This is a genomic window from uncultured Acetatifactor sp. (assembly GCF_948601915.1).
Classification (GTDB): domain Bacteria; phylum Bacillota; class Clostridia; order Lachnospirales; family Lachnospiraceae; genus Acetatifactor.
Genome location: NZ_CAPDXS010000002.1, coordinates 2,453 through 24,610, shown reverse-complemented (window position 1 = coordinate 24,610; position 22,158 = coordinate 2,453). Strand labels below are relative to the sequence as shown.

At 56.9% G+C, this 22,158-nt stretch carries 24 protein-coding genes and 1 pseudogene; 23 read left to right on the top strand and 2 right to left on the bottom strand.

Annotated elements, in window-relative coordinates; all coding sequences use genetic code 11:
* Nucleotides 1–32: 32 nt before the first annotated feature.
* The 6 genes from Q2B33_RS00550 to Q2B33_RS00525 all read left to right on the top strand — a co-directional run bounded on the left by Q2B33_RS00550 (nucleotide 33) and on the right by Q2B33_RS00525 (nucleotide 3,105).
* The gene (locus tag Q2B33_RS00550; protein WP_300913824.1) at nucleotides 33–440 is read left to right on the top strand and encodes a penicillin-binding transpeptidase domain-containing protein; all 408 of its coding nucleotides are present in this window, start codon (nucleotides 33–35) and stop codon (nucleotides 438–440) included.
* A gap of 105 nt (nucleotides 441–545) precedes the next feature.
* Nucleotides 546–998 carry an NUDIX hydrolase gene (locus Q2B33_RS00545; protein ID WP_296471092.1) on the top strand — a complete coding sequence of 151 codons (453 nt, stop codon included), beginning with the start codon at nucleotides 546–548 and terminating at the stop codon, nucleotides 996–998.
* Between the two features lie 14 nt (nucleotides 999–1,012).
* Nucleotides 1,013–1,306, top strand: a complete 294-nt coding sequence (locus Q2B33_RS00540; RefSeq protein WP_300815414.1) for a hypothetical protein — start codon at nucleotides 1,013–1,015, stop codon at nucleotides 1,304–1,306.
* Entirely contained in the window at nucleotides 1,300–2,319 is a 1,020-nt protein-coding gene (locus Q2B33_RS00535) for a hypothetical protein (RefSeq protein WP_300572944.1), read from the top strand. Before Q2B33_RS00540 ends, Q2B33_RS00535 begins: the two co-directional genes overlap by 7 nt.
* Before the next feature lie 97 nt (nucleotides 2,320–2,416).
* Nucleotides 2,417–2,908 carry a GerW family sporulation protein gene (locus Q2B33_RS00530; protein ID WP_300572947.1) on the top strand — a complete coding sequence of 164 codons (492 nt, stop codon included), beginning with the start codon at nucleotides 2,417–2,419 and terminating at the stop codon, nucleotides 2,906–2,908.
* Nucleotides 2,909–2,964: 56 nt separating this feature from the next.
* The gene (locus Q2B33_RS00525) at nucleotides 2,965–3,105 is read left to right on the top strand and encodes a hypothetical protein (protein WP_296465066.1); all 141 of its coding nucleotides are present in this window, start codon (nucleotides 2,965–2,967) and stop codon (nucleotides 3,103–3,105) included.
* 107 nt (nucleotides 3,106–3,212) lie between these two features.
* Here Q2B33_RS00525 and rpmB read toward each other — a convergent pair whose 3' ends face one another.
* On the bottom strand, nucleotides 3,213–3,398 hold the full coding sequence (gene rpmB / locus Q2B33_RS00520) for a 50S ribosomal protein L28 (protein WP_296465068.1): 186 nt from the start codon (nucleotides 3,396–3,398) through the stop codon (nucleotides 3,213–3,215).
* A gap of 206 nt (nucleotides 3,399–3,604) precedes the next feature.
* On the opposite strand from rpmB, the gene Q2B33_RS00515 reads away from it, so the two are divergent.
* The 9 genes from Q2B33_RS00515 to Q2B33_RS00475 all read left to right on the top strand — a co-directional run bounded on the left by Q2B33_RS00515 (nucleotide 3,605) and on the right by Q2B33_RS00475 (nucleotide 15,022).
* The gene (locus tag Q2B33_RS00515) at nucleotides 3,605–3,967 is read left to right on the top strand and encodes an Asp23/Gls24 family envelope stress response protein (protein WP_296465070.1); all 363 of its coding nucleotides are present in this window, start codon (nucleotides 3,605–3,607) and stop codon (nucleotides 3,965–3,967) included.
* Between the two features lie 13 nt (nucleotides 3,968–3,980).
* The gene (locus Q2B33_RS00510; protein WP_300572952.1) at nucleotides 3,981–5,690 is read left to right on the top strand and encodes a DAK2 domain-containing protein; all 1,710 of its coding nucleotides are present in this window, start codon (nucleotides 3,981–3,983) and stop codon (nucleotides 5,688–5,690) included.
* A gap of 84 nt (nucleotides 5,691–5,774) precedes the next feature.
* A complete protein-coding gene (gene recG, locus Q2B33_RS00505; protein ID WP_300572955.1) occupies nucleotides 5,775–7,847 on the top strand; it encodes an ATP-dependent DNA helicase RecG in 2,073 nt (690 codons plus the stop codon).
* Between the two features lie 193 nt (nucleotides 7,848–8,040).
* Nucleotides 8,041–8,910, top strand: a complete 870-nt coding sequence (locus Q2B33_RS00500; RefSeq protein WP_300572957.1) for a DegV family protein — start codon at nucleotides 8,041–8,043, stop codon at nucleotides 8,908–8,910.
* A gap of 133 nt (nucleotides 8,911–9,043) precedes the next feature.
* Nucleotides 9,044–10,975, top strand: coding sequence for a type IIA DNA topoisomerase subunit B (locus Q2B33_RS00495; RefSeq protein WP_300572959.1), 1,932 nt, complete (start codon nucleotides 9,044–9,046; stop codon nucleotides 10,973–10,975).
* 84 nt (nucleotides 10,976–11,059) lie between these two features.
* Nucleotides 11,060–13,300: a DNA topoisomerase (ATP-hydrolyzing) subunit A gene (locus Q2B33_RS00490; RefSeq protein WP_300767358.1), complete on the top strand. Its 2,241-nt coding sequence runs from the start codon at nucleotides 11,060–11,062 to the stop codon at nucleotides 13,298–13,300.
* 35 nt (nucleotides 13,301–13,335) lie between these two features.
* Nucleotides 13,336–13,890 carry a 16S rRNA (guanine(966)-N(2))-methyltransferase RsmD gene (gene rsmD / locus Q2B33_RS00485; RefSeq protein ID WP_300573847.1) on the top strand — a complete coding sequence of 185 codons (555 nt, stop codon included), beginning with the start codon at nucleotides 13,336–13,338 and terminating at the stop codon, nucleotides 13,888–13,890.
* Between the two features lie 30 nt (nucleotides 13,891–13,920).
* Nucleotides 13,921–14,406 (top strand): pantetheine-phosphate adenylyltransferase, encoded by a 486-nt coding sequence (coaD, locus tag Q2B33_RS00480; protein ID WP_296456963.1) that lies wholly within the window; start codon nucleotides 13,921–13,923, stop codon nucleotides 14,404–14,406.
* 19 nt (nucleotides 14,407–14,425) lie between these two features.
* Entirely contained in the window at nucleotides 14,426–15,022 is a 597-nt protein-coding gene (locus tag Q2B33_RS00475) for a hypothetical protein (RefSeq protein ID WP_296456959.1), read from the top strand.
* Nucleotides 15,023–15,127: 105 nt separating this feature from the next.
* On the opposite strand, the gene Q2B33_RS00470 is transcribed toward Q2B33_RS00475, so the two are convergent.
* A complete protein-coding gene (locus Q2B33_RS00470; protein WP_296471128.1) occupies nucleotides 15,128–16,114 on the bottom strand; it encodes a hypothetical protein in 987 nt (328 codons plus the stop codon).
* 90 nt (nucleotides 16,115–16,204) lie between these two features.
* Here Q2B33_RS00470 and Q2B33_RS00465 point away from each other — a divergent pair, with 90 nt between their 5' ends.
* The 8 genes and pseudogenes from Q2B33_RS00465 to Q2B33_RS24405 all read left to right on the top strand — a co-directional run.
* Nucleotides 16,205–16,957, top strand: a complete 753-nt coding sequence (locus Q2B33_RS00465) for a pseudouridine synthase (RefSeq protein ID WP_300573853.1) — start codon at nucleotides 16,205–16,207, stop codon at nucleotides 16,955–16,957.
* A 15-nt stretch (nucleotides 16,958–16,972) separates the two neighbouring features.
* Nucleotides 16,973–17,620 carry an HAD family phosphatase gene (locus Q2B33_RS00460; protein ID WP_300573867.1) on the top strand — a complete coding sequence of 216 codons (648 nt, stop codon included), beginning with the start codon at nucleotides 16,973–16,975 and terminating at the stop codon, nucleotides 17,618–17,620.
* A gap of 55 nt (nucleotides 17,621–17,675) precedes the next feature.
* Entirely contained in the window at nucleotides 17,676–18,449 is a 774-nt protein-coding gene (locus Q2B33_RS00455; protein ID WP_300573856.1) for an SDR family oxidoreductase, read from the top strand.
* Nucleotides 18,450–18,454: 5 nt separating this feature from the next.
* Nucleotides 18,455–19,042 (top strand): hypothetical protein, encoded by a 588-nt coding sequence (locus Q2B33_RS00450; protein WP_296471137.1) that lies wholly within the window; start codon nucleotides 18,455–18,457, stop codon nucleotides 19,040–19,042.
* 36 nt (nucleotides 19,043–19,078) lie between these two features.
* Nucleotides 19,079–19,405, top strand: coding sequence for a nucleotide pyrophosphohydrolase (locus Q2B33_RS00445; protein ID WP_296471140.1), 327 nt, complete (start codon nucleotides 19,079–19,081; stop codon nucleotides 19,403–19,405).
* A gap of 29 nt (nucleotides 19,406–19,434) precedes the next feature.
* Complete coding sequence (locus tag Q2B33_RS00440; protein ID WP_300573861.1) at nucleotides 19,435–20,541, top strand: RluA family pseudouridine synthase; 1,107 nt, start codon at nucleotides 19,435–19,437, stop codon at nucleotides 20,539–20,541.
* A gap of 9 nt (nucleotides 20,542–20,550) precedes the next feature.
* Complete coding sequence (locus Q2B33_RS00435) at nucleotides 20,551–21,084, top strand: Holliday junction resolvase RecU (protein WP_300573864.1); 534 nt, start codon at nucleotides 20,551–20,553, stop codon at nucleotides 21,082–21,084.
* A 212-nt stretch (nucleotides 21,085–21,296) separates the two neighbouring features.
* Nucleotides 21,297–22,121: pseudogene (locus tag Q2B33_RS24405) on the top strand (ATP phosphoribosyltransferase regulatory subunit); the annotation flags it as partial.
* Between the last annotated feature and the right edge of the window lie 37 nt (nucleotides 22,122–22,158).

Sequence of the window (22,158 nt, the reverse complement as noted above, 5' to 3'; positions counted from 1 at the left end):
GCAGGACCCAGATCTCGCCCCTCCACCTGAACATGATCACCAGCGCCATCGCCAACGGCGGGATCCTCATGAAGCCCTATGCGGTAGACCGGGTGGAGAATGACGAGGGGCGGATCGTGAAGGTTTTCGAGCCCTCCGCCTACGGGAGCCTGATGACCGGGGAGGAGGCTGGAATCCTGAAGGGCCTGATGGAATCCGTGGTGGAGGAGGGCACCGGCAGGAAGCTCTCCGGCTTAAGCTACACCGCCGCCGGAAAGACAGGCTCCGCGGAATACAATGACGACAAAGAGGACAGCCATGCATGGTTTACCGGCTTCGCGCCGGTGGAGAATCCTGAAATCTGCGTCACGATCATCGTGGAGGGAGCCGGCAGCGGCGGGGATTACGCGGTTCCCATCGCCAAGCGGATCTTCGATGCCTATTTTAACGATGGGAGATAGCCCTCCGGCAGAATGCCGCGCGAAAAATAAGTATTGCACTTCCGGGGAGATTGGACTATACTATTCCTAGTCAAGCAAGTGGCACACCAATCAGGAGGAATTGCAATGATGGAAGCAACAAGCTGTGGTGGTGTGGTAATTTTTCGTGGAAAAATCCTGCTTTTGTACAAGAACTACAAGAACAAGTACGAGGGCTGGGTTCTGCCGAAAGGCACTGTGGAGCAGGGGGAGGACTACAAGGACACGGCCCTGCGGGAGGTGCTGGAGGAAACAGGAGCGAAGGCTACCATCATAAAGTATATCGGGAAGAGCGAGTATACGTTCAACGTGCCCGAGGATATCGTGGAGAAGGAAGTGCACTGGTATCTGATGATGGCCGACAGTTATTACAGCAAACCACAAAAGGAAGAATTTTTTTCGGATTCAGGCTATTACAAGTACCACGAGGCATATCATCTGCTGAAGTTCGCGAATGAGAAGCAGATATTGGAAAAGGCATACGAGGAGTATCTGGAGCTGAAGAAGAGCAATCTATGGGGCAGCAAGAAGTATTATTAGAATATCATCCGAATTTGTACCTGGGTGAGGGCATTAAGAAGAAAAAACTGGATAAAATAAAGAAAAAGCTGGAAAACAAGCCCCTTTTTTCCAGTGTATTTCTGATTTCCCTTTCCCGCAACCCGTTCGATCAGCTGGAAGTCTATGAGGCGAGACAATTGTGCCAGCCCTATTACCGCAAATGCCCGCCCTATGTGGTAGGCATAGCGAAGAACAGGGAGGAAGCCATTGCCCTGGTGGAGGAAATCGTAACCGAATGCCTGGCGGTCAGGGGCGACTGCGCGTTGAAGGAGTATCTGCGATGTTAGCAATCGTTTTAAAGGTTCTGTCCATACTCGGCATAGTCCTTCTGGCAGTGCTGGCGGTGATGCTCCTGGGGCTTGCACTGGTTCTGTTCTTTCCTTTCACCTACCGGCTCTCCGGCAGCAAAGACGCGGAAGGCCTGCGGCTTTCCGTGAAGGTGAACTGGCTCTGCGGCCTGCTGCGGGTGCGGTTCCGATACCCTGCGCCCGGACGGCTTACGGCCAAGGCGCTGTGGTTTTCTCTGCTCGATATGAAAATCCCGCCGGAGAAGACGGTTCAGGAGGAGACGGACAGCGGCCCTGCGGATGCAGGCTCCCCCTCAGGGAAAAAGGCTTCGCGGAAAGCGGACTCCTCAAAGCCTTCGGAGCCGGAAGCGGCGGAACCTGCGGAACCGGAAGCAATTGATTCGGAAGCCGTCCCCGCAGAAGCCGTCCCCAATGCTGCAAAGGCCGCAAACGGCCCCAATACGGAAGGTTCCCCGGAAACAGGATCAGAAGCCGACCCTGCCGCCGGAAGCGGCGGAGAGGGCGAGGGGCAGACCGCTCAGGAGGGCGGCCCCTTTGGAAAGATTTCTCAAAAAGTTCAGGGGATAAAGTACACAATCTATAATATATGTGATAAAATAAAAGGAATCTGGAAGAATATATCCTATTATATGGAGCTTTTGCAGGAGGAAAACACAAAGCAGCTGGCCGCCCACGCCTTTTTCCGGGCAGGCCGGATCCTCAGGGACATCCGGCCAAAGCACGTCAAAGTAAGGCTGCTCTTCGGCACAGGCTCTCCGGATACCACAGGCTACCTCTACGGTGCATACTGCATCCTGTCCGCCCCGCTGGGGACGGGAGTGTGCGTGACGCCGGACTTTGAGGAGAAAAGGCTGGAGGGAGAGTTCGACATAGCCGGACACGTACTGGTATGGACGTTCGTGATAAACGGCGTGAGGCTCTTCCTGGACAAAAAGCTGCGCATATTCCTGCGAAGGCTGAAAACAGGACGGAAGAAACCCGCTGCCGCATAGCGGTGCGGACAGGAATATCTGAAAAGACACAGAGCTTGTACAAGGCAAGCATGGCAAAGAAAGTCCGGCATGAACTGGCATGAGAATGGAGGAGAAGATGGCAGAGAAGGAAAGAGAAAATCAGTTTCAGGGAGTCGTAGAGTCATTGCTCAGAGGCATGGATACGGTGCTGTCCACCAAGACAGTGGTGGGAGAGGCCACAAAAATCGGCGATACCATCATCCTGCCTTTGGTGGACGTGAGCTTCGGCGTAGGCGCCGGGGCAGGCAGCAACGGTCAGAAGAGCTCCTCGTCCGGCGCAGGCGGCCTGGGCGGCAAGATGACCCCCAGCGCGGTGCTGGTCATAAAGGACAATGCCGTCAAGCTGGTGAACATCAAGAACCAGGACGCTGTCACCAAGGTGCTGGACATGATCCCCGACCTGGTGGACAAGTTCACCAAGTCCAAGAAGAAGGGCGGGAAGGACGGGTCAGACGGGATGGAAGAAATCTCCGACGCGGAGGTGGTGGACATCGCGTTCCCGGAGGAAGAAACGGAAGAAGGGCATTCCGTGGAAGAGGGGCATTCCGCGGAAGAGCCGGAGGATTGACATTTTCCGCGCCCGGGGCGCATATGATAGAGTGATACCACGAATCCAGAGGCATCATGAAGAAAATCATAGGACTCGTTGCTCTTCTCATAGCAATCGGCATGCTGATTATGCTGATCGCCCACAACCGGCTGGTGGGCCTGATCATCATCGCCCTGCTGCTGTTTGTGGGATACAATTGCTTCTGCGGGGATTGAGGCGTACCGGGCGCGTTGAAAAGCACTAAAAGAGGCTGCCGTAGCGACAGCCTCTTTCCGTTGACGTCAATTTCCAACTTCCATTCTTGCCAAATGTACGAAAAAGCTTACGCTCTCTCCACATTGCCTGACCTTAAGCAACGGGTGCAGACATGCATCCTCTTAGAAGCGCCGTTCACCTTGCACCTTACCCGCTTGACATTCGCTTTCCACATTGCATTGGTCTTTCTATTCGAATGGCTTACATTATGACCGAACTGAACGCCTTTCCCACAAATATCACACTTCGCCATTTTGCCACCTCCTCAACACCCGCGCGTGCAACGCTTGTATTTTATTGTACACAACATTAGTATCTTAACAGAAATATATGGAAAAAGCAAGTAAAAAAAATCTTTTTTTAATTTTAATATTTATTATTCCCTTTTTCTGGGAAAGCTGTTAAAATAGTATCTATATGTCTGCTTTTTATTGTTGGACAAGGAAAGGAAGGGTTACTATGAAAGGTTCTTCTATGAATACCCATATGGGAAAGATTGTCGTTCATAATGAAGTGATTGCCCAGTATGCGGGAGGCGTCGCCGTGGAATGCTTTGGTATCGTAGGCATGGCAGGCGTCAGCGTAAAGGACGGTCTGGTAAAGCTTCTGAAAATGGACAGCATCACCAGAGGCATCACCGTGACGCTCAACAAGAACAATAAACTGATTCTGGATTTCCATGTCATCGTGGCCTATGGCGTCAGCATATTGGCCGTGGCAGACAACCTGATCAGCAACGTGAAATACAAAGTGGAAGAATTTACCGGTATCGAAATCGAGAAGATCAATATTTATGTAGACGGTGTCAGAGTGATTGATTAAGGAGGAGCGTGTCGTGAGTTTACAACAAATCGATGCCGGGATGCTTTCCAGGATGTTCCTGGCCGGCGCAAAGAATTTGGAGAGTAAGAAGGAGTGGATCAATGAACTGAACGTTTTCCCCGTCCCTGACGGCGACACGGGCACCAATATGACCATGACCATCATGTCCGCGGCCAGGGAAGTCCTGGAACTGGGCAACGCAGTTGACATGCAGGGGCTGTGCAAGGCCATTTCCGGCGGCTCCCTGCGGGGCGCAAGAGGAAATTCCGGCGTCATCCTGTCACAGCTCTTCCGCGGCTTCACCAGGCGGATCAAGGAGGAGGAGAGCCTGACGATCCCCATCCTTGCGGAAGCCCTGGACAAGGCCGTGGAGACTGCCTACAAGGCTGTCATGAAGCCCAAGGAGGGCACGATCCTCACCGTTGCCAGAGGAGCGGCGGAGAAGGCCCAGACGCTTGTGGAGGACGGCTGTTCGGATATGGAGACCTTCCTCTCCACCATCATCGCCCATGCGGAATATGTGCTGAGCCAGACTCCGGAGATGCTTCCGGTGCTGAAGCAGGCCGGCGTGGTGGATTCTGGCGGGCAGGGGCTCATCACGGTGCTCTCCGGCGCACTCGACGCGTTCCTGGGAAAGGAGCTGGATCTGTCCATCAAGCCCTCCGGCGGGACAGGCAGCGGCAAGGTTTCCGGCCAGCGGCAGGCGGAGGCGCAGATGGAGATCAAGTTCGGCTACTGCACGGAATTCATCATCATGCTGAACAAGACATTCAACATCAAGACAGAGATGGATTTCAAGGCTTATCTGGAGTCCATCGGCGATTCCATTGTATGTGTGGCAGACGACGATGTCGTGAAGGTGCACGTACATACCAATGACCCTGGCCTGGCGATCCAGAAGGCATTGAAGTATGGTGCGCTTTCCAACATGAAGATCGACAACATGCGTCTGGAGCATCAGGAGAAGCTCTTCAAGATGGCGGAGAAGGAGGAGGGGAAGGCCGACGGGCAGGAATCCGGCAAGTCAGTGCAGACGGCCGAAGCGGCGGCAGATGCGCCGCCCAAGGACTTCGGCTTCATCGCCGTCTCCGTGGGAGAGGGCATCAACGAGATCTTCCGCAGCCTGGGGGTGGACTACATCATCGAGGGTGGCCAGACCATGAACCCCAGCACCGCGGACATCCTGGACGCGGTGGATAAGGTCAATGCAAAGACCATATTCATCCTGCCCAACAACAAGAACATCATCCTGGCGGCGAACCAGGCCGCGGAGCTCACCGCGGAGAAGGATCTCTTCGTGATCCCCACCAAGACCATCCCCCAGGGAATCACCGCCGTCATCAATTTCGTGCCGGAGCTGTCCGTGGAGGAGAACGAGGCGAACATGCTGGCTGAAGTCGAGCATGTCTGCACCGGACAGGTGACCTACGCGGTGCGTGATACGGTCATCGACGACAAGGAAATCAAAAAGGGCGACTTTATGGGAATCGGCGATACAGGCATCCTTGCCGTGGGAGGGGACATGACCGCTGTGGCGGGGGATACCGTGTCGAAGATGATGACCCAGGAGAGCGAGCTGATCAGCATTTACTATGGGAGCGATGTGAAGGAGGAGGCTGCGGAGGCGTTCCGGGCGCAGATCGCGGACCGCTATCCCGACTGCGATATCGAGCTGCAGTACGGCGGCCAGCCCATCTACTATTATGTCATGTCTGTGGAATAGATCTGAACTGTTGCGGGAGTGCAGGAGGGAGGCAGATTGACGCTGTCTCCTTCCTTTGTGATAGACACGCCGTAGAGGAGGCTTATGGACAGGGATACGCCTATAACAGAGCTGAAAGGGGTGGGCGAGAAGACCGGCAGGCTGTTCGGCAAGCTGGACATCCGGACGGTGGGGGAGCTGCTGGCGGCCTATCCGAGGGACTACGAGGTATTCGGAGAGCCTGTGAAAATCGGCCGGGCAGTTTCCGGGGAGGTCTGCGCCGTCCAGGGGGCCGTAAGCGGCATCCCCAATGAGCGGAGAATCCGGAATCTGAGCATCCTGAACGTGGTGATAGCGGATGAGTCCGGCCGCCTGCAGTTGACTTTCTACAACATGCCCTTCCTGAAAAAGACGCTGCGCCAGGGCGGATTCTATATCTTCCGCGGCCTGGTCCGGGCAAAGGGCGCCGTCCTGGCCATGGAGCAGCCCAAAATCTTCTCCCCTGCGGATTACGACAGGCTCATGAACCGTCTGGTGCCCCGGTATGCCCTGACGAAGGGCCTGACCAACCAGGCGGTGCAGAAATATGTGCGGCAGGCGCTGGCGGGCTACGCCTTTGAGCCGGAATACCATGCCCCTGCCCTGCTGGAGGAGAATCAACTGGTTTCCTGGAGGGAGGCCGTGGAGACGGTGCATTTCCCGGATGACCGGGATTCCCTGATAAGAGCCAGGCGGCGGCTGGTGTTCGACGAGTTCTTTTCGTTCCTGTATCTGATGCGCAGGGGCCAGCAGTTGGACAGGCAGCTGGAAAACCGCCACCGGATGCAGGAGACCGCGGACACCCTGCGGTTTCTGGAGCAGCTCCCCTTCCCCCTGACGGAGGCACAGGCGAAGGTCTGGCGGGAGATCCGGGAGGATCTGGCAGGGGAGAGCTGCATGAACCGCCTGGTACAGGGGGATGTGGGCTCCGGCAAGACGATTGTGGCCGTGCTGGCGCTGCTGATGACCGCCGCCAACGGGTATCAGGGCGCGCTGATGGCTCCCACGGAGGTGCTGGCCGTACAGCATTTCGAGACCATACAGGGCTATGCGGAAAAGTATGGCCTGATTTTCCGCCCCGTCCTGCTGGTGGGCTCCATGGCGGCCAGGGAGAAGCGGGAGGCCTACCAGGCTATTGCCTCCGGTGACGCCAACCTGGTCATCGGCACCCACGCCCTGATTCAGGAGAAGGTGCAGTACCGCTCCCTGGGGCTGGTGGTGACGGACGAGCAGCACCGGTTCGGGGTCAGGCAGCGGGAGCTCCTGGCACAGAAGGGGGAGGATCCCCATATCCTGGTCATGAGCGCCACGCCCATTCCCAGGACGCTGGCCATCATTCTGTACGGAGACCTGCATCTGTCGGTCATCGACGAGCTGCCCGCGGACAGGCTGCCCATCAAGAACTGCGTGGTGAATACCGGCTACAGGCCCAAAGCCTACCGGTTCATCGCCGGGCAGGTGGCCCAGGGGCGGCAGGTCTATGTCATCTGTCCCCAGGTGGAGGGGGACGCGGATGACGCCGAGGGCGGGATTCCCATGGAGAATGTGGTGGACTACACGGAGACGCTTAAAAGTGCGCTGCCCGCCGATATCCGGGTGTCCTATCTCCACGGCAGGATGCGCCCCGGGGACAAGAACCGCATCATGAACCAGTTCGCGGAGCATTCCATCGATGTACTGGTGTCCACCACGGTCATAGAGGTGGGGATCAATGTGCCCAACGCCACTGTGATGATGGTGGAGAACGCGGAGCGCTTCGGCCTGGCCCAGCTCCATCAGCTCCGGGGGCGGGTGGGCCGCGGGGAGCACCAGAGCTACTGCATCTTCGTCAGCGCGGACGAGAAGGCGGAATCCATGGAGAGGCTGGAGATCCTGAACAAATCCAACGACGGCTTCCATATCGCCTCGGAGGATCTGAAGCTCCGGGGGCCAGGGGAGCTGTTCGGCATCCGGCAGAGCGGGGAATTCTCCTTCCGGGTGGGGGATATCTATGCGGACGCCGGGCTGCTGAAGCAGGCCTCCGAGGCGGTGGACAGGCTGCTGGCCGCGGATCCGGAGCTGAGCCTGCCGGAGCATGGCCGCCTGAAAGCGCATCTGGAGAAAGAGGCGGAGGCGGGCGTGGACTTTCGGTCCATATGATATGTTCACGAGCGATGAAATTTGCCGCAAGGTCTCCATTGACTTTCGCTCGTGAGTCGGTCTGCTTGGCAGATTTTGGTGAGTGTCGGTATAAATACAGGAAATTAAAATATACGGTTAGAGACTGATATAGATTTTGAAATAAAACATGCGGCATATCGGGGAAACGTATGCACGGAAACGAGGGAATGTTATGTCAAATGTGGCAATTGTAACGGACAGCAACAGTGGGATCACACAGGCGGCGGGGAAGGAGCTGGGCATCTATGTGCTGCCCATGCCTTTTATGATCGATGAGGAGACTTATTTCGAGGATATCGACCTGACCCAGGAGCAGTTTTATGAAAAGCTTGCCTCCGGCGCCAATATCGCTACCAGCCAGCCGTCTCCGGAATCTGTGATGAATCTGTGGGACAAGGTTCTGGAGGAGCATGACGAGCTGGTCCACATCCCCATGAGCAGCGGGCTGTCGGGCTCCTGTCAGAGCGCCATGATTCTGGCCCAGGAGTACGACGGGCGGGTGCAGGTGGTGAACAATCAGCGGATTTCGGTGACCCAGCGGCAGTCCTGTCTGGACGCGAAGCTTTTGGCGGCCAAGGGGAAGAGTGCCGGGGAAATCAGGGAGTTCCTGGAGGAGGACAGGTTCAACAGCAGCATCTATATTATGCTGGATACGCTGTATTATCTGAAAAAGGGCGGGAGGATCACGCCTGCCGCAGCGGCGATCGGGACGATGCTGCGGCTGAAGCCAGTGCTGCAGATTCAGGGGGAGAAGCTGGACGCTTTTGCCAAGGCCAGGACCACGAATCAGGGGAAGGCCATCATGATGACGGCTATCAGGAACGATATCGAGAACCGGTTCGGGGGGATGACGGAGGATAAGCATATCTGGCTGCAGGTTGCGCATACGGCGAACCGGGAGGAGGCGGAGCTCTATAAGAAGGAGATACTGGAACGGTTTCCGGGGTATGATGTACATGTGGACGCGCTGTCGTTGAGCGTGGCGTGTCATATCGGGCCTGGGGCGCTGGCGTTTGCCTGCTGCAGGAAGATTCAGGTTTAGTGAAAAAACTTCTTGCATTTTGCAGGAAGTTCGAGTATCATGGAATCAGAACATATGTTCCTTCGCTCCCGGGAAAGCGGTGCGGGACATGACAGTCATGGGGCAGAAAGCTTTTGGAATGAGAGGTTTATAGATGGCAAGTGGTGTGGGTGTTGGGAATTATGATGCCTCCAGCATTACAGTGCTGGAGGGGCTGGAGGCTGTGCGGAAGCGGCCGGGGATGTATATCGGCAGCGTGTCCACGAAGGGTCTGAACCATCTGATTTATGAAATCGTGGACAATGCGGTGGATGAGCATCTGGCGGGGGTCTGCGATACGATCCGGGTGGTGCTGGAGGCGGACGGATCCGCTACGGTGATAGATAACGGGCGCGGCATCCCGGTGGGGATGCATGAGAAGGGAATCAGTGCGGAACGGCTGGTCTTCACCACGCTTCATGCGGGGGGGAAGTTCGACAATTCGGCGTATAAGACCAGCGGGGGGCTGCACGGGGTGGGGTCTTCGGTGGTGAACGCGCTTTCCACCAGGTTGACCGTGACGGTCAAGACCGGCGGCTTTATCTATGAGGACAGGTATGAGCGGGGAAATCCGGTGGTGGAGCTTCAGGACGGGCTGCTTCCGGTGTTGGGGAAGACGAAGGAGTCGGGGACTACCATCAATTTCCTGCCGGACGATACGATTTTCGAGAAGACCCGGTTCAAGGAGGAGGATGTGAAGAGCCGTCTGCATGAGACGGCTTATCTGAATCCGAATCTGACGATCGTATTCGAGGACAGGCGGGGGGAAGCGCCGGAGACGGTGACGTTCCATGAGCCGGACGGGATCACGGGCTTTGTGAAGGACATGAACAAGTCCCAGGAGGCGGTGCATGACATCGTCTATTTCAGCGGGGAGAGCGAGGGGATTTCCGTTGAGGTGGCTTTTCAGTACATCAATGAGTTCCATGAGAATGTGCTGGGGTTCTGCAACAATATCTACAATTCCGAGGGCGGCACGCATCTGACGGGCTTTAAGACCATGTTCACGAACGTCATCAATACATATGCGCGGAATCTGGGGATCCTGAAGGAGAAGGACGCCAATTTCACGGGGGCGGACGTGCGCAACGGCATGACGGCGGTGGTGTCGATCAAGCACCCGGATCCCCGTTTCGAGGGGCAGACAAAGACGAAGCTGGACAATCAGGACGCGGCCAAGGTGGTGTCCAAGGTGACGGGGGAGGAAATCGTGCATTTCTTCGACCGGAACCTGGAGACTTTGAAGAATGTCATCTCCTGCGCGGAGAAGGCGGCCAAGATCCGCAAGTCCGAGGAGCGGGCGAAGACGAACATGCTGACGAAGCAGAAGTTCTCTTTCGACTCCAACGGGAAGCTGGCAAACTGCGAGTCCAAGACGCCCTCCCAGTGCGAAATCTTCATCGTGGAGGGGGATTCCGCCGGGGGCAGCGCGAAAATGGCCAGGAACCGCATGTTCCAGGCGATCCTGCCGATTCGGGGCAAGATATTGAACGTGGAGAAGGCCAGCATAGACAAGGTGCTGGCAAACGCGGAGATCAAGACCATGATCAACGCTTTCGGCTGCGGGTTTTCCGAGGGGTACGGGAATGATTTTGATATCTCCAAGCTGCGCTATGACAAGATCATCATCATGGCGGATGCGGACGTGGACGGGGCCCATATCTCCAATCTGCTGCTGACCCTGTTCTACCGGTTCATGCCGGAACTGATCTTCGAAGGGCATGTGTACATCGCCATGCCGCCCCTGTACAAGGCCATGCCCGCCAAGGGGGAGGAGCAGTACCTCTATGACGACAAGGCGCTGGAACGGTATCGGAAGACCCACAAGGGCTCCTTTACCCTGCAGCGTTACAAGGGACTGGGCGAGATGGACGCGGAGCAGCTCTGGGAGACCACGCTGAATCCGGAGACCAGACGGATGAAGCTGGTGGAGATTGAGGATGCCAGGATGGCCTCGGAGGTGACGGAGCTTCTGATGGGCACGGAGGTGCCGCCCCGGAAGACCTTCATCTATGAGCATGCGGTGGACGCGGAGCTGGATATCTGAGGGCTCTGTGGATGCCACATTTTCTTTTACAAATCATGGATTATATGGTAGAATGATTATACTCGCGTAAAGGGTTGGAAATAAATGGAAGACAGCAGAATCATAAAAACAGAATATTCCGAAGAGATGCAGAAGTCCTTCATCGATTACGCCATGAGCGTCATCATCGCCAGGGCGCTGCCGGATGTGCGGGACGGTTTGAAGCCCGTACAGCGGCGGACGCTTTACGATATGTACGAGCTGGGCATCCGCTATGATAGGCCTTATCGAAAGTGTGCCCGTATCGTGGGCGATACCATGGGTAAATACCATCCCCATGGAGACAGCTCCATATACGAGGCTCTTGTAGTCATGACCCAGGATTTCAAGCGTGGGCTGCCTCTTGTGGACGGCCACGGCAACTTCGGCAATATCGAGGGGGACGGGGCCGCGGCCATGCGTTACACCGAGGCCCGGCTGCAGCGGGTGACCCAGGAGGCTTACCTGGCCGATTTGGACAAGGACGTGGTGGATTTCGTCCCGAATTTCGATGAGACGGAGAAGGAGCCTGCCGTCCTGCCGGTGAAGCTCCCCAATTTTCTCATAAACGGCTCCGAGGGCATCGCGGTGGGCATGGCCACCAGCACGCCGCCCCACAACCTGGGGGAGGTGGTGGACGCCATGAAGGCCTACATGCGCGACGAAAACGTCACCACCAGAGAGCTGATGCGTTACCTGAAGGGCCCTGATTTCCCCACCGGCGGCATCGTCACCAACAAGGACGACCTGCTGCAGATCTACGAGACCGGCACGGGCAAGATCAAGGTCCGGGGCAAGGTGGAATTCGAGAAGCTGAAGGGCGGCAAGGTCAATGTGGTCATCACGGAGATTCCCTACCCCATGATCGGCATGAACATCTCCAAGTTCCTGTCGGATGTGGCGGGCCTGGTGGAGTCCAAGAAGACCCTGGACGTGGTGGACATCTCCAACCAGTCCTCCAAGGAGGGCATCCGGATTGTGATAGAGCTCAGGAAGGACGCGGATGCGGAGAATTTCGTGAACCTCCTCTACAAGAAGACCAGGCTGGAAGACACCTTTGGAGTCAATATGCTGGCCATCTGCGACGGCAGACCGGAGACCATGGGGCTGAAAGCCATCCTGAAGGCCAATGTGGACTTCCAGTTCCAGATTGCCACCAGGAAGTACAATAACCTGCTGGCCAGGGAGCTGGAGCGCAAGGAGGTGCAGGAGGGCCTGATCAAGGCCTGCAATGTCATCGACCTGATCATCGAGATCCTGCGGGGCTCCAAGGACAGGAATATGGCTAAGGCCTGCCTTGTGGAGGGCAAGACCGCCGGCATCAAGTTCAAGAGCAAGGAATCCAAGATCATGGCGGCGCAGCTCTCTTTCACGGAGCGCCAGGCAAATGCCATCCTGGAGATGCGCCTGTACAAGCTGATCGGCCTGGAAATCGAGGCCCTGATCAAGGAGCACGAGGACACCATGGCCAACATCTACCGCTATGAGGACATCCTGGACCGCAGGGATTCCATGGCCCAGGTCATCATAAATGAACTGGACGAATTCAGGAAAGCGTACAGCCGCAAGCGCAGGACCGTCATTGACAATGTGGAGGAGGCAGTCTACAAAGAGAAGGAGATCGAGGAGACGGAGGTGGTCTTCCTCATGGACCGCTTCGGCTATGTCAAGGTCATCGACACTGCCGCCTATGAGCGCAACAAGGAGGCGGCGGAGGCGGAGAGCAGGTTCCTCTTCCCCTGCAAGAACACCGGGAAGGTATGCCTGTTCACCTCCGCGGGGCAGCTCCACAGCATCAAGGTCATGGATCTCCCCTTCGGGAAGTTCCGGGATAAGGGCGTCCCCATCGACAATGTGAGCAACTACAATTCCGAGAAGGAGCAGATTGTCTGCATCACCAGCCAGACCCAGCTGAACCTCAGGCAGGTGGTCTTCGTGACGGCCCAGTCCATGATAAAGCTGGTGAGCGGCGGGGAGTTCGATGTGTCCAAGCGCACGGTGGCAGCCACCAAGCTGGCGGAGGGGGATCAGGTCCTGAGCGTCATGCCGCTGGAGGAACAGAGCCAGGTCATCCTGCAGACGAAGGAGGGCTTCTTCTTAAAATTCGCCATAGAGGAGATTCCGGAGCAGAAGAAAGCCGCTCTGGGCGCCAGGGGCATGAAGCTGGGGCCCAAGGACTGTGTGGAAAATGTCTACTATACCTCCAACGCCGTGGAATGCTCCATAGAATATAAGGGCAAGGCCATCGACCTGAACAGGATGAAGACCGCCAGGCGGGACGGCAAGGGGACGAAGATAAGGGTATGATTCGGGCATGAATCGAGAAAGGGCATGGGATTGATATGAGAGTGATAGCGGGAACGGCCAGGAGCCTGCCCCTGAAGACGCCGGAGGGGCTGGACGTCCGGCCCACCACGGACCGGATCAAGGAGACCCTGTTCAACATGCTGCAGTGGGACATCCCCGGGGGCGTGTTCGTGGACTTGTTCAGCGGCAGCGGCGGCATAGGCATCGAGGCCCTGAGCCGGGGCGCAAGGAAGGCATATTTCGTGGACAACGCCCAGAAAGCGGTGTCCTGCATCCAGGAGAACCTCCGCTTTACGAAGCTGGAAGACAGAGCCGTGGTCCTGAGGCAGGATGCGTGCAGCGCCCTGGGCAGCATCCGGGAAAACGCCGTGGACATCATATTCATGGATCCTCCCTACGAAAACGGAGAGGAGAAGTCCGTGCTGTCGCACCTTGCCAGGATGCCCTACGTGACGGAGGATACCATACTGGTGGCGGAAGCTGCCCGGGATACGGACTTTTCCTGGGTTTCGGAGCTGGGCTTCTGTATCACGAAGGACAAGCAGTATCGAACCAACAAACACATTTTTATGAAGAAGAGCATTCAATGAAGAAGAGCATTCATTAAAAAAGGAGCAATCATGAAACGTGCCGTCTATCCCGGAAGCTTCGATCCTGTCACGTTCGGCCATCTGGATGTGATCAGGCGTGCTTCGGAAATGTTTGATGTGCTGGTGGTCAGCGTTCTGGACAACAAAGCAAAGACACCATTGTTTTCTGTGGAAGAACGTGTTAAGATATTGAAAGAGGCTACGAAGGACATCCCCAATGTGCAGGTGGACAGCTTTTCAGGCCTGCTGATCAATTATGCGGCGGAGAACGGCATCCATGTGGCAGTGCGGGGTCTGCGCGCCATCACGGATTTCGAGTACGAGCTGCAGATTGCCCAGACCAACCGGAAGCTTTCCGACGGGAAGCTGGACACTGTGTTCCTGACTACAAGCCTGGAATACGCATACCTCAGCTCCTCCAGCGTCAAGGAGATTGCCAGCTTCGGCGGGGATATCAGCCAATGCGTTCCGGAATTCGTGGCAAAGCTGATTTATGGGAAGTACCACATTCTATAGATAGATAGGAGTGACGCGTATGAGCAGCAGAATAGAACAGTTGATTGATGAATTAGAGGAGTATATCGAGAGCTGCAAGCCGAAATTCATGTCAAATTCCGAGATCATCGTGAATAAGGAAGAGATTGACGAATTGCTTCGTGAGCTGCGCATGCGCACCCCTGAGGAAATCAAGCGTTATCAGAAGATCATCAGCAACAAGGAGGCCATCCTGAACGACGCCAGGGCCAAGGCCCAGGCGCTGATAGACGAGGCCACGGTGCACACCAATGAGCTGATCAGCGAGCATGAAATCATGCAGCAGGCCTACGCCCAGGCCAACGGGATTGTGGCCACCGCCGCCAATCAGGCCAGGGAGATCCTGGACAAGGCCACCATGGAGGCCAATGAACTGAGGACCCAGGCCTCCCAATATATGGAAAGCCGGCTGGTAGAGCTGGATTCCATCACGTCCTCCGCCATCCAGTCCACCAATGCGGACTATGAACGGCTTCTGGGCTCTCTGGGCCAGTACCGGGATTTGATCCAGTCCAACCTCCGCTCCCTCCATCCCGTGGAGGATTTGGATCTGCACCTGGACGACCAGGAGGATGACGACAAGCTGGACGTGATGTGAGATTGTTCCAGAACCAGTTCCTCGCGGAAGAAGGACATTCCAAGGGAACTGGTTCTTTCCTGTATGGGGCTTTCATGGGGCCATCCCGCATCCGGACGCGTAGGTTCAGCGCAGGAAAGACCCGGGCAGGAGCAGGAACCAGCCCAGATAGAACAATCCGCACAGCAAGGTCAGCACCACCTTGTGCAGGATATAATCGCTGATGGACAGATCCGAATCGCCGATGCAGCTATAGGTCTGGGCAATGCAGGACAGTCCGCCGAAGGAGAGCGCCAACAGGCTGTAAAGAGGGAAGGCGTCCCCCAAAAGCTTCAGGCCCCCTGTGATTTCGAGCAATGGGGACAGAGGGGCTACGGGACGGCCGAAGAGCAGGTGGGGGATCAGGTTCAACAGGTTGAACAGGATCATGTATCCCCCCAGAGAGAGCATGCTCCGCACCGAGGCCTGGACGGAGCCGTCCACAGCTTCCAGAAGCTTTTCCCAGAAGCGGGCGGCGGAACGGCTTTCGGCTAAGCCGCTCTTGTCCTCACAGGCCACAAGGGCGGCAGGGCGGCCTCCCTCCTCCCCCGACAGGGGGAGATTCTTCCCGGGCAGAGGGATGTCGCGGAAACGTGTATACCGCAGCGCCATGCCGTACAGCAGAGGAATCCCGTACATGCCGAAGAGGTAGGGCCATACCAGCCTCCTGCCCAGAAGGGGCAGCACGAAGCTGCAGAAATACACAGGGCCGATGTTGTTGCAGAAGGCTAGGAGATATTCCGCCTCCCTTCTGTCGATCATCTGCCGCTGATACAGATCGTCCACCACTCTCGCCCCCATGGGAAAGCCGCACAGGAACCCCATGAGCATGGCGTAGCAAACGTTCTTCCGAACTTTTGCCAGCGGTTTAACGACCGGATAGATCAGCATGGCAGCCCTGTCCGTCAGCTTCATGCGCACCATGATGCCGGAGAGCATCATGAAGGGCAGGAGGGACGGAATCATTTTCTCGAACCACAGATTCAGCCCCATGGCGGCATAGGAGAGGCCGAGCTGGGAATTGGTCAGGATACAGCCCAGCAGCAGAAGGAATATTACGGTGAGCAGTCTCATAGGGGGAGGCTCCTTATTCTATCAAGATACTATATGTGCAAAGAAAGCGGGACATTCCAGGGTCCCCATATAATCATATCAGGGGAGGGCATGGATTTGCGCCTTGACAGATTTCTGTGCGAATTGAACATAGGCACCCGGAGCCAGGTGAAGGCCTTCATCCGGCAGGGAATCGTGGCCGTGGGCGGCGTCCCGGCCAAGGATCCGAATCAGAGGATAGACGAGCTCTCGGACAGGGTCACCTTTCGGGGAAAGCCTCTGGAATACCGCAGATATGTCTACTATATGATGAATAAGCCGGAGGGCGTGGTATCCGCCACCAGGGATAATGTGTCCAGGACCGTGGTGTCCCTTCTGGGAAAGGACGCCAGAGAGGACATCTTTCCGGTGGGCAGGCTGGACAAGGATGTGACGGGATTCCTGCTTCTGACCAATGACGGGGATCTGGCCCACAGGCTGCTGGCCCCCAAGAGGCATGTGGACAAGACCTACCTTGCGGTCCTGGCCCACAGCCTGGGGCAGCCGGAGATCCGGAGGCTGGAGGCAGGGGTGGACATCGGCGAGGAGCGGCCCACATTGCCGGCCAGGGTGGAGCTGCTGACAGAGGACGATGGGCGCAAGGAGGACAAAGCTATCCGGGAGAACAAAGTTCTCCTTACCCTGCATGAGGGGAAGTTCCATCAGGTGAAGCGGATGCTGCAGGCAGTGGGCAATGAGGTAGTCGGCCTGCAGCGTGTGGCGTTCGGCGGCCTTCGGCTGGATCCGGAGCTGGAGCCGGGAGAATACAGGGAGTTGACAGAGGAGGAGCTTGCAATCCTGCGGGAGAGCTGTATGGAGGTTTGACAGATGTTGCACGAAATGATGCATGATATCGATGCGGTGATATTCGACATGGACGGTTCCCTGGTGGACTCCATGTGGATGTGGCGGGCCATCGACATCGAATATCTGGGGCGGTACGGCATCGCCCTGCCGGAGGACCTGCAGACGAAGATAGAGGGCATGAGCTTCGGCGAGACCGCCCGCTATTTCAAGGAGCATTTCCCCATACCGGAATCCCAGGAGGAGATCATGGAGGAGTGGAACCGGATGGCCTGGGATAAGTACATGTATGAGGTGCCCCTGAAAAAGGGCATACCGGAATTCCTGGCAGGGTGCAGGGACTCAGGGATCAAGCTGGGCATCGCCACCAGCAATTCCAGGGTGCTGGTGGAGAACGTGGCCGGGGTACATAATCTCCGGGACTATTTCTCCTGTATCATGACCGGCACCGATGTGGAGCGCGGAAAGCCCAGCCCGGATATCTATCTGGCCGTGGCGGAGGGGCTTGGGGTATCCCCGGAGCGCTGCCTGGTGTTCGAGGACATCACGGCGGGAATCCTGGCCGGAAAGAATGCGGGCATGCGGGTCTGTGCCGTGGAGGACGACTATTCCGCCCAGTTCAGGGAGCTGAAAAAAGAGCTGGCCGATTATTATATCGAAGATTATACAGGCCTTTTCGTATGAAGGATCCCTCTTTCGTATACAATGGCCTATAGGATATGATAGGAAGGAATCGCGTATGAACATCATCATCATTACAGGGGCGTCCTCCGGCATCGGCCGGGAATTCGCGCGTCAGATGGACGGGCATTTCGACAGGACAGACGAATTCTGGCTGGTGGCCAGAAACCGCCCCAGGCTGGAGGAGCTTGCAGGAACCATGCGGCACAGGACAAGGATATTCGCCATGGACATCACCCGGGAGGAATCCCTGGAGGCCCTGGAGGAAGCCGCTTTCCGGCACAATGCCGTGGTACGGATGCTCATCAATTGTGCGGGCTATGGCATCATGGGGAGCTTCTGCGAGCAGGACTGCGGCCTGGAGACAGGGATGATCCGCCTGAACTGCGAGGCCCTGACAGAGTTGACCCATCGCCTGATCCCTTACATGAGGTGGGGCAGCCGCATCATCCAGCTCTCCTCCAGCGCAGCATTTCTGCCCCAGCCGGGCTTCGCGGTGTATGCGGCCACAAAGGCCTATGTGCTGAACTTCTCCAGGGCGCTGGGAGAGGAGCTGAAGAATGCCGGCATCTATGTGACCAGCGTCTGCCCAGGGCCTGTGGACACGCCCTTTTTCGACATCGCGGAGGCCACGGGCTCCACGCTTGCGGTGAAAAAATATACCATGGTGGACGCGGAGAGGGTGGTGGCCCTTGCCCTGCGGGATTCCTACCGCAGACGCCCTGTATCCGTGTGCAGCCTGCCGATCCGGGCGTTCCGGACGCTGACAAAGCTTGCGCCCCACGGCATCCTCCTGCGGGCCATGGAACAAATGAAGAAGAAAGGACTGTGAGACCCATGGAACTGAGACGATTCTTCACCACGGACAGCGTGAAGGGAACCAGAAATTACCTGAACACCCAGAAAAAATATGAGATCGTCCGCACGATTCTCTATTTCGCCATCTCACTTTCCCTGTTCGCGGCGGGTTATATCCAGACAGGGCGGCGGGCGAACCTGCTCAGCATCGTGGCCGTATTGGGCTGCCTTCCCGCCAGCAAAAGCGCGGTAGGGGCCATCATGTTCCTGCGGTTCCGAAGCTGCGCCGAGGAGACTTCCGCGGAAATAGAGCGGCATACCCAAGGCCTGGTCTGCCTGTACGACATGGTGTTCACCTCCTATAAGAAGAATTATGTAGTAAGCCATATGGCGGTCTGCGGCAACACCGTGTGCGGCTACGCGGAGGGGGAGGGGGCTTTCGGGGAAGCTGATTTCTACAGGCATATCGGCGATATCCTGAAAGCGGACGGACATAAGAACGTCACTGTGAAGATATTTACGAACCTGACGAAATACACAGAGCGGCTGGATCAGATGAAAAGGCCGGAACCGGAGGACGGACTGACCCGGTCAGTCGTTGCGACTTTGAAGAGCGTGGCGCTATAGAGGACAACATGAATACCAGAACAGGAGAATACGGCTATGGCAGATTTCGGCTTTCAGGAAATGCAGGAGATACAGCGGCAGCTTCAGGAGAAGTACAAGGACAAATGGAATCCCCTGTCGCCGGAGCAGGGGAAGGATCAGTTGATGTGGATGATGATAGAGGTGGGGGAAGCCGCCGACATCATGAAAAAGGAGGGCGTCCGCAAAATCATGGAGGATGCCGGCACCCGGGCGCATTTCATCGAGGAAATGGTGGATATCATGATGTACTACAACGATGTCCTGCTCAGCTACGGCATCTCCGTGGAGGAATTCAGGAGCATCTATCTGGAAAAGCACCGGCGGAACATGAAGCGCTGGTAAGGAAAACCAATATATTTCCGGGAGGATTTATGCAGTCAGTGACAATCGGAGCGAACCAGGCCGGACAGCGGCTGGACAAATTTCTACATAAATACCTGCCCCTTGCCGGAAGCGGATTCCTGTACAAGATGCTGCGCAAGAAGAACATCACCCTGAACGGAAAGAAGGCGGAAGGGCGGGAGATTCTCTCTGTGGGGGATCAGGTGTGCACCTTTTTTTCGGATGAGACCTTCGGGAAGTTCTCCGGCAGAGCCCCGGCGGGGGATTCGGATTCCGCCCCGGGGGGAAGCTCCGGCGGCAGAAATTCCGGCGGCAAGGCCCCTCTGCCCGCAGAGGAGAAGCGCCTGGGGGAATACTGGGCCGCTTATCGCAGGCTGCAGGGAATCACGGTGCTGTATGAGGACGGCGACTTCCTGATCATGAACAAGCCAATCGGCATCCTGACCCAGAAAGCGGCTCCCGGAGACGTAAGCCTGAACGAATGGATGATAGGCCGTCTGCTGTCCGGGAATCCCGCTTTTGCCGGGGAGCTTTCCACCTTCCGTCCCTCTGTCTGCAACCGGCTGGACAGGAACACCAGCGGCATCGTGCTGGGGGGGAAGAGCCTGGCCGGGCTGCAATACCTGAACAGGTGCATCAGGGAGCGCTCCCTGGGGAAATTCTACCGGACGATCTGTATAGGGGCGCTGGGGGAGGCGGCATCTGTCCGGGGGTACCTCTCCAAGGATTCCATGAGGAACCAGGTGACGGTAGCCCGGACGGCGGAGGGCGGAGGCTCTGCCGAAAAGTCTGTCCCCGTCCACACGGCCTATGCCCCCATCGCCGTCACGGACCGCTATACCCTGCTGGAGGTAGAGCTGATAACCGGGAAAAGCCACCAGATACGCGCCCATCTGGCCAGCATCGGCCATCCTCTGATAGGGGATGCCAAATACGGCCTGGAGGGGGTGAACCGTGAGCTGCGCAGGCGCTACGGCCTGTCCCACCAGCTGCTGCATGCCTGCCGGGTCACGTTCCCGGAGGTTCTGTCCGGCATGGGCAGCGCTCTCAGCGGCCGGACCTTTACTGCCCCCTGCCCGGAGCTGTTCGCCAGGCTGGAGCGGGAGCTGTTCCCCCAAAAAACCGAAAGCGATTAGGAAGAGCATATGGCTACATGGAATTCCCGGGGGCTGCGGGGCTCCACACTGGAGGATATGATCAACCGGACAAACGAAAAGTATTCGGACGCGGGCCTTGCCCTGATCCAGAAGGTGCCCACCCCCATCACTCCCATCCGGATAGACAAGGAGAGCCGGCAGATCACGCTGGCCTATTTCGAGCAGAAGAGTACGGTTGACTACATCGGGGCGATACAAGGGCTTCCCGTCTGCTTCGACGCAAAGGAATGCGCGGCGGACACCTTTGCCCTGCAGAACATCCATGCGCATCAGGTAAGCTTCATGGAGAAATTCGAGAAGCAGGGCGGGATTTCCTTTTTCCTGATCTATTATACCCACAAGGACATCTTCTATTATCTGCCCCTGCAGATGCTCCTGTTCTTCTGGAACCGGGCAAAGGAGGGCGGCAGGAAGAGCTTCCGGTACGAGGAGCTGAATCCGGAATATGTCCTGCCCCGCAAGCACGGAATCCTGGTCCCCTATCTGGATATCCTTCAGAAAGACTTGGAGGACAGGGCTTGACAGCGCCGGTGCCATCCGATATACTAAGAGAGTTCAATGCATCGTCATGGTAACGGGGCAGTGCGTTAATGCATTAAAGCGCGCCTGCCATAAAAGGCAGGCACTTATTGACCGGGCCGCATTGACCGAAATGGTCTTTCCGACCGGATTGGTCGGCAGGCCGGTATGACTCGAATTTCGGATGGGTATTTCAAATAGATTTCAATATAGATATGACAGAAAGGTACGGAAATCTCATGAGCCAGCGATTGTTGCATACGCCGGAGGGCGTCCGGGACATCTACGGAAAGGAATACGAAGAAAAGCTGTACGTGGAGAGTCGGCTGAGGGACTGTATCCGTCTCTACGGCTACAGGGACATCCAGACGCCCACCTTTGAGTTCTTTGACGTATTCTCCAGAGAAATCGGCACTACGCCCAGCAGGGAATTGTACAAATTCTTCGACAAGGAGGGGAATACCCTGGTGCTCCGCCCGGACTTCACGCCCTCCATCGCCCGCTGCGCCGCGAAATATTTCGGCGAGGAGAGGCACCCCCTGCGCTTCAGCTACATAGGCAATACCTTCATCAACACTTCCAATCTCCAGGGGAAGCTGAAGGAGGTGACCCAACTGGGAGCGGAGCTGATAGGCGATTCTTCCGTGGAGGCGGACGCGGAGATCATATGCATTGTCATCCGGGCCCTTCTGCAGGCCGGGCTGAAGCGCTTTCAGGTAGCAATCGGCGATGCGGAATATTTCAAGGGCCTCTGCGAGGAAGCCGGGCTGGACGAGGACACGGAGCTGGATTTGCGCACCTTTATCTCGGGGAAGAACTATTTCGCGGCCCAGGAGCTTCTGGCGGAGAGGGCCGTGGCTGAGCCATATCGCGACAGGCTCTTAAAGGTGGCGGACATGTTCGGCGACATGGGTTCTCTGTCCCAGGCCGGGGCCATGGCGGGGAACGCCCGTTCCCTGGCTGCCATACGCCGCCTGGAGAAGCTTTATTCCCTGCTGCAGCTCTATGGCGTGGAGTCCTATGTGTCCTTCGACCTGGGTATGCTCAGCAAGTACCAGTATTACACAGGGATGGTCT

Excerpts from the sequence above, each read along its gene's own strand:
- Q2B33_RS00530 (WP_300572947.1), top strand. The coding sequence starts at position 2,417 with ATGGCAGAGAAGGAAAGAGAAAATCAGTTTCAGGGAGTCGTAGAGTCA.
- rsmD (WP_300573847.1), top strand. The coding sequence starts at position 13,336 with ATGAGAGTGATAGCGGGAACGGCCAGGAGCCTGCCCCTGAAGACGCCG.
- rpmB (WP_296465068.1), bottom strand. The coding sequence starts at position 3,398 with ATGGCGAAGTGTGATATTTGTGGGAAAGGCGTTCAGTTCGGTCATAAT.
- Q2B33_RS00435 (WP_300573864.1), top strand. The coding sequence starts at position 20,551 with ATGGCTACATGGAATTCCCGGGGGCTGCGGGGCTCCACACTGGAGGAT.
- Q2B33_RS00450 (WP_296471137.1), top strand. The coding sequence starts at position 18,455 with ATGGAACTGAGACGATTCTTCACCACGGACAGCGTGAAGGGAACCAGA.
- Q2B33_RS00490 (WP_300767358.1), top strand. The coding sequence starts at position 11,060 with ATGGAAGACAGCAGAATCATAAAAACAGAATATTCCGAAGAGATGCAG.
- Q2B33_RS00455 (WP_300573856.1), top strand. The coding sequence starts at position 17,676 with ATGAACATCATCATCATTACAGGGGCGTCCTCCGGCATCGGCCGGGAA.
- Q2B33_RS00495 (WP_300572959.1), top strand. The coding sequence starts at position 9,044 with ATGGCAAGTGGTGTGGGTGTTGGGAATTATGATGCCTCCAGCATTACA.
- Q2B33_RS00535 (WP_300572944.1), top strand. The coding sequence starts at position 1,300 with ATGTTAGCAATCGTTTTAAAGGTTCTGTCCATACTCGGCATAGTCCTT.
- Q2B33_RS00525 (WP_296465066.1), top strand. The coding sequence starts at position 2,965 with ATGAAGAAAATCATAGGACTCGTTGCTCTTCTCATAGCAATCGGCATG.
- Q2B33_RS00545 (WP_296471092.1), top strand. The coding sequence starts at position 546 with ATGATGGAAGCAACAAGCTGTGGTGGTGTGGTAATTTTTCGTGGAAAA.
- Q2B33_RS00475 (WP_296456959.1), top strand. The coding sequence starts at position 14,426 with ATGAGCAGCAGAATAGAACAGTTGATTGATGAATTAGAGGAGTATATC.
- Q2B33_RS00500 (WP_300572957.1), top strand. The coding sequence starts at position 8,041 with ATGTCAAATGTGGCAATTGTAACGGACAGCAACAGTGGGATCACACAG.
- Q2B33_RS00550 (WP_300913824.1), top strand. The coding sequence starts at position 33 with ATGATCACCAGCGCCATCGCCAACGGCGGGATCCTCATGAAGCCCTAT.
- Q2B33_RS00465 (WP_300573853.1), top strand. The coding sequence starts at position 16,205 with ATGGATTTGCGCCTTGACAGATTTCTGTGCGAATTGAACATAGGCACC.
- Q2B33_RS00440 (WP_300573861.1), top strand. The coding sequence starts at position 19,435 with ATGCAGTCAGTGACAATCGGAGCGAACCAGGCCGGACAGCGGCTGGAC.
- Q2B33_RS00515 (WP_296465070.1), top strand. The coding sequence starts at position 3,605 with ATGAAAGGTTCTTCTATGAATACCCATATGGGAAAGATTGTCGTTCAT.
- Q2B33_RS00445 (WP_296471140.1), top strand. The coding sequence starts at position 19,079 with ATGGCAGATTTCGGCTTTCAGGAAATGCAGGAGATACAGCGGCAGCTT.
- coaD (WP_296456963.1), top strand. The coding sequence starts at position 13,921 with ATGAAACGTGCCGTCTATCCCGGAAGCTTCGATCCTGTCACGTTCGGC.
- recG (WP_300572955.1), top strand. The coding sequence starts at position 5,775 with ATGGACAGGGATACGCCTATAACAGAGCTGAAAGGGGTGGGCGAGAAG.
- Q2B33_RS00460 (WP_300573867.1), top strand. The coding sequence starts at position 16,973 with ATGATGCATGATATCGATGCGGTGATATTCGACATGGACGGTTCCCTG.
- Q2B33_RS00470 (WP_296471128.1), bottom strand. The coding sequence starts at position 16,114 with ATGAGACTGCTCACCGTAATATTCCTTCTGCTGCTGGGCTGTATCCTG.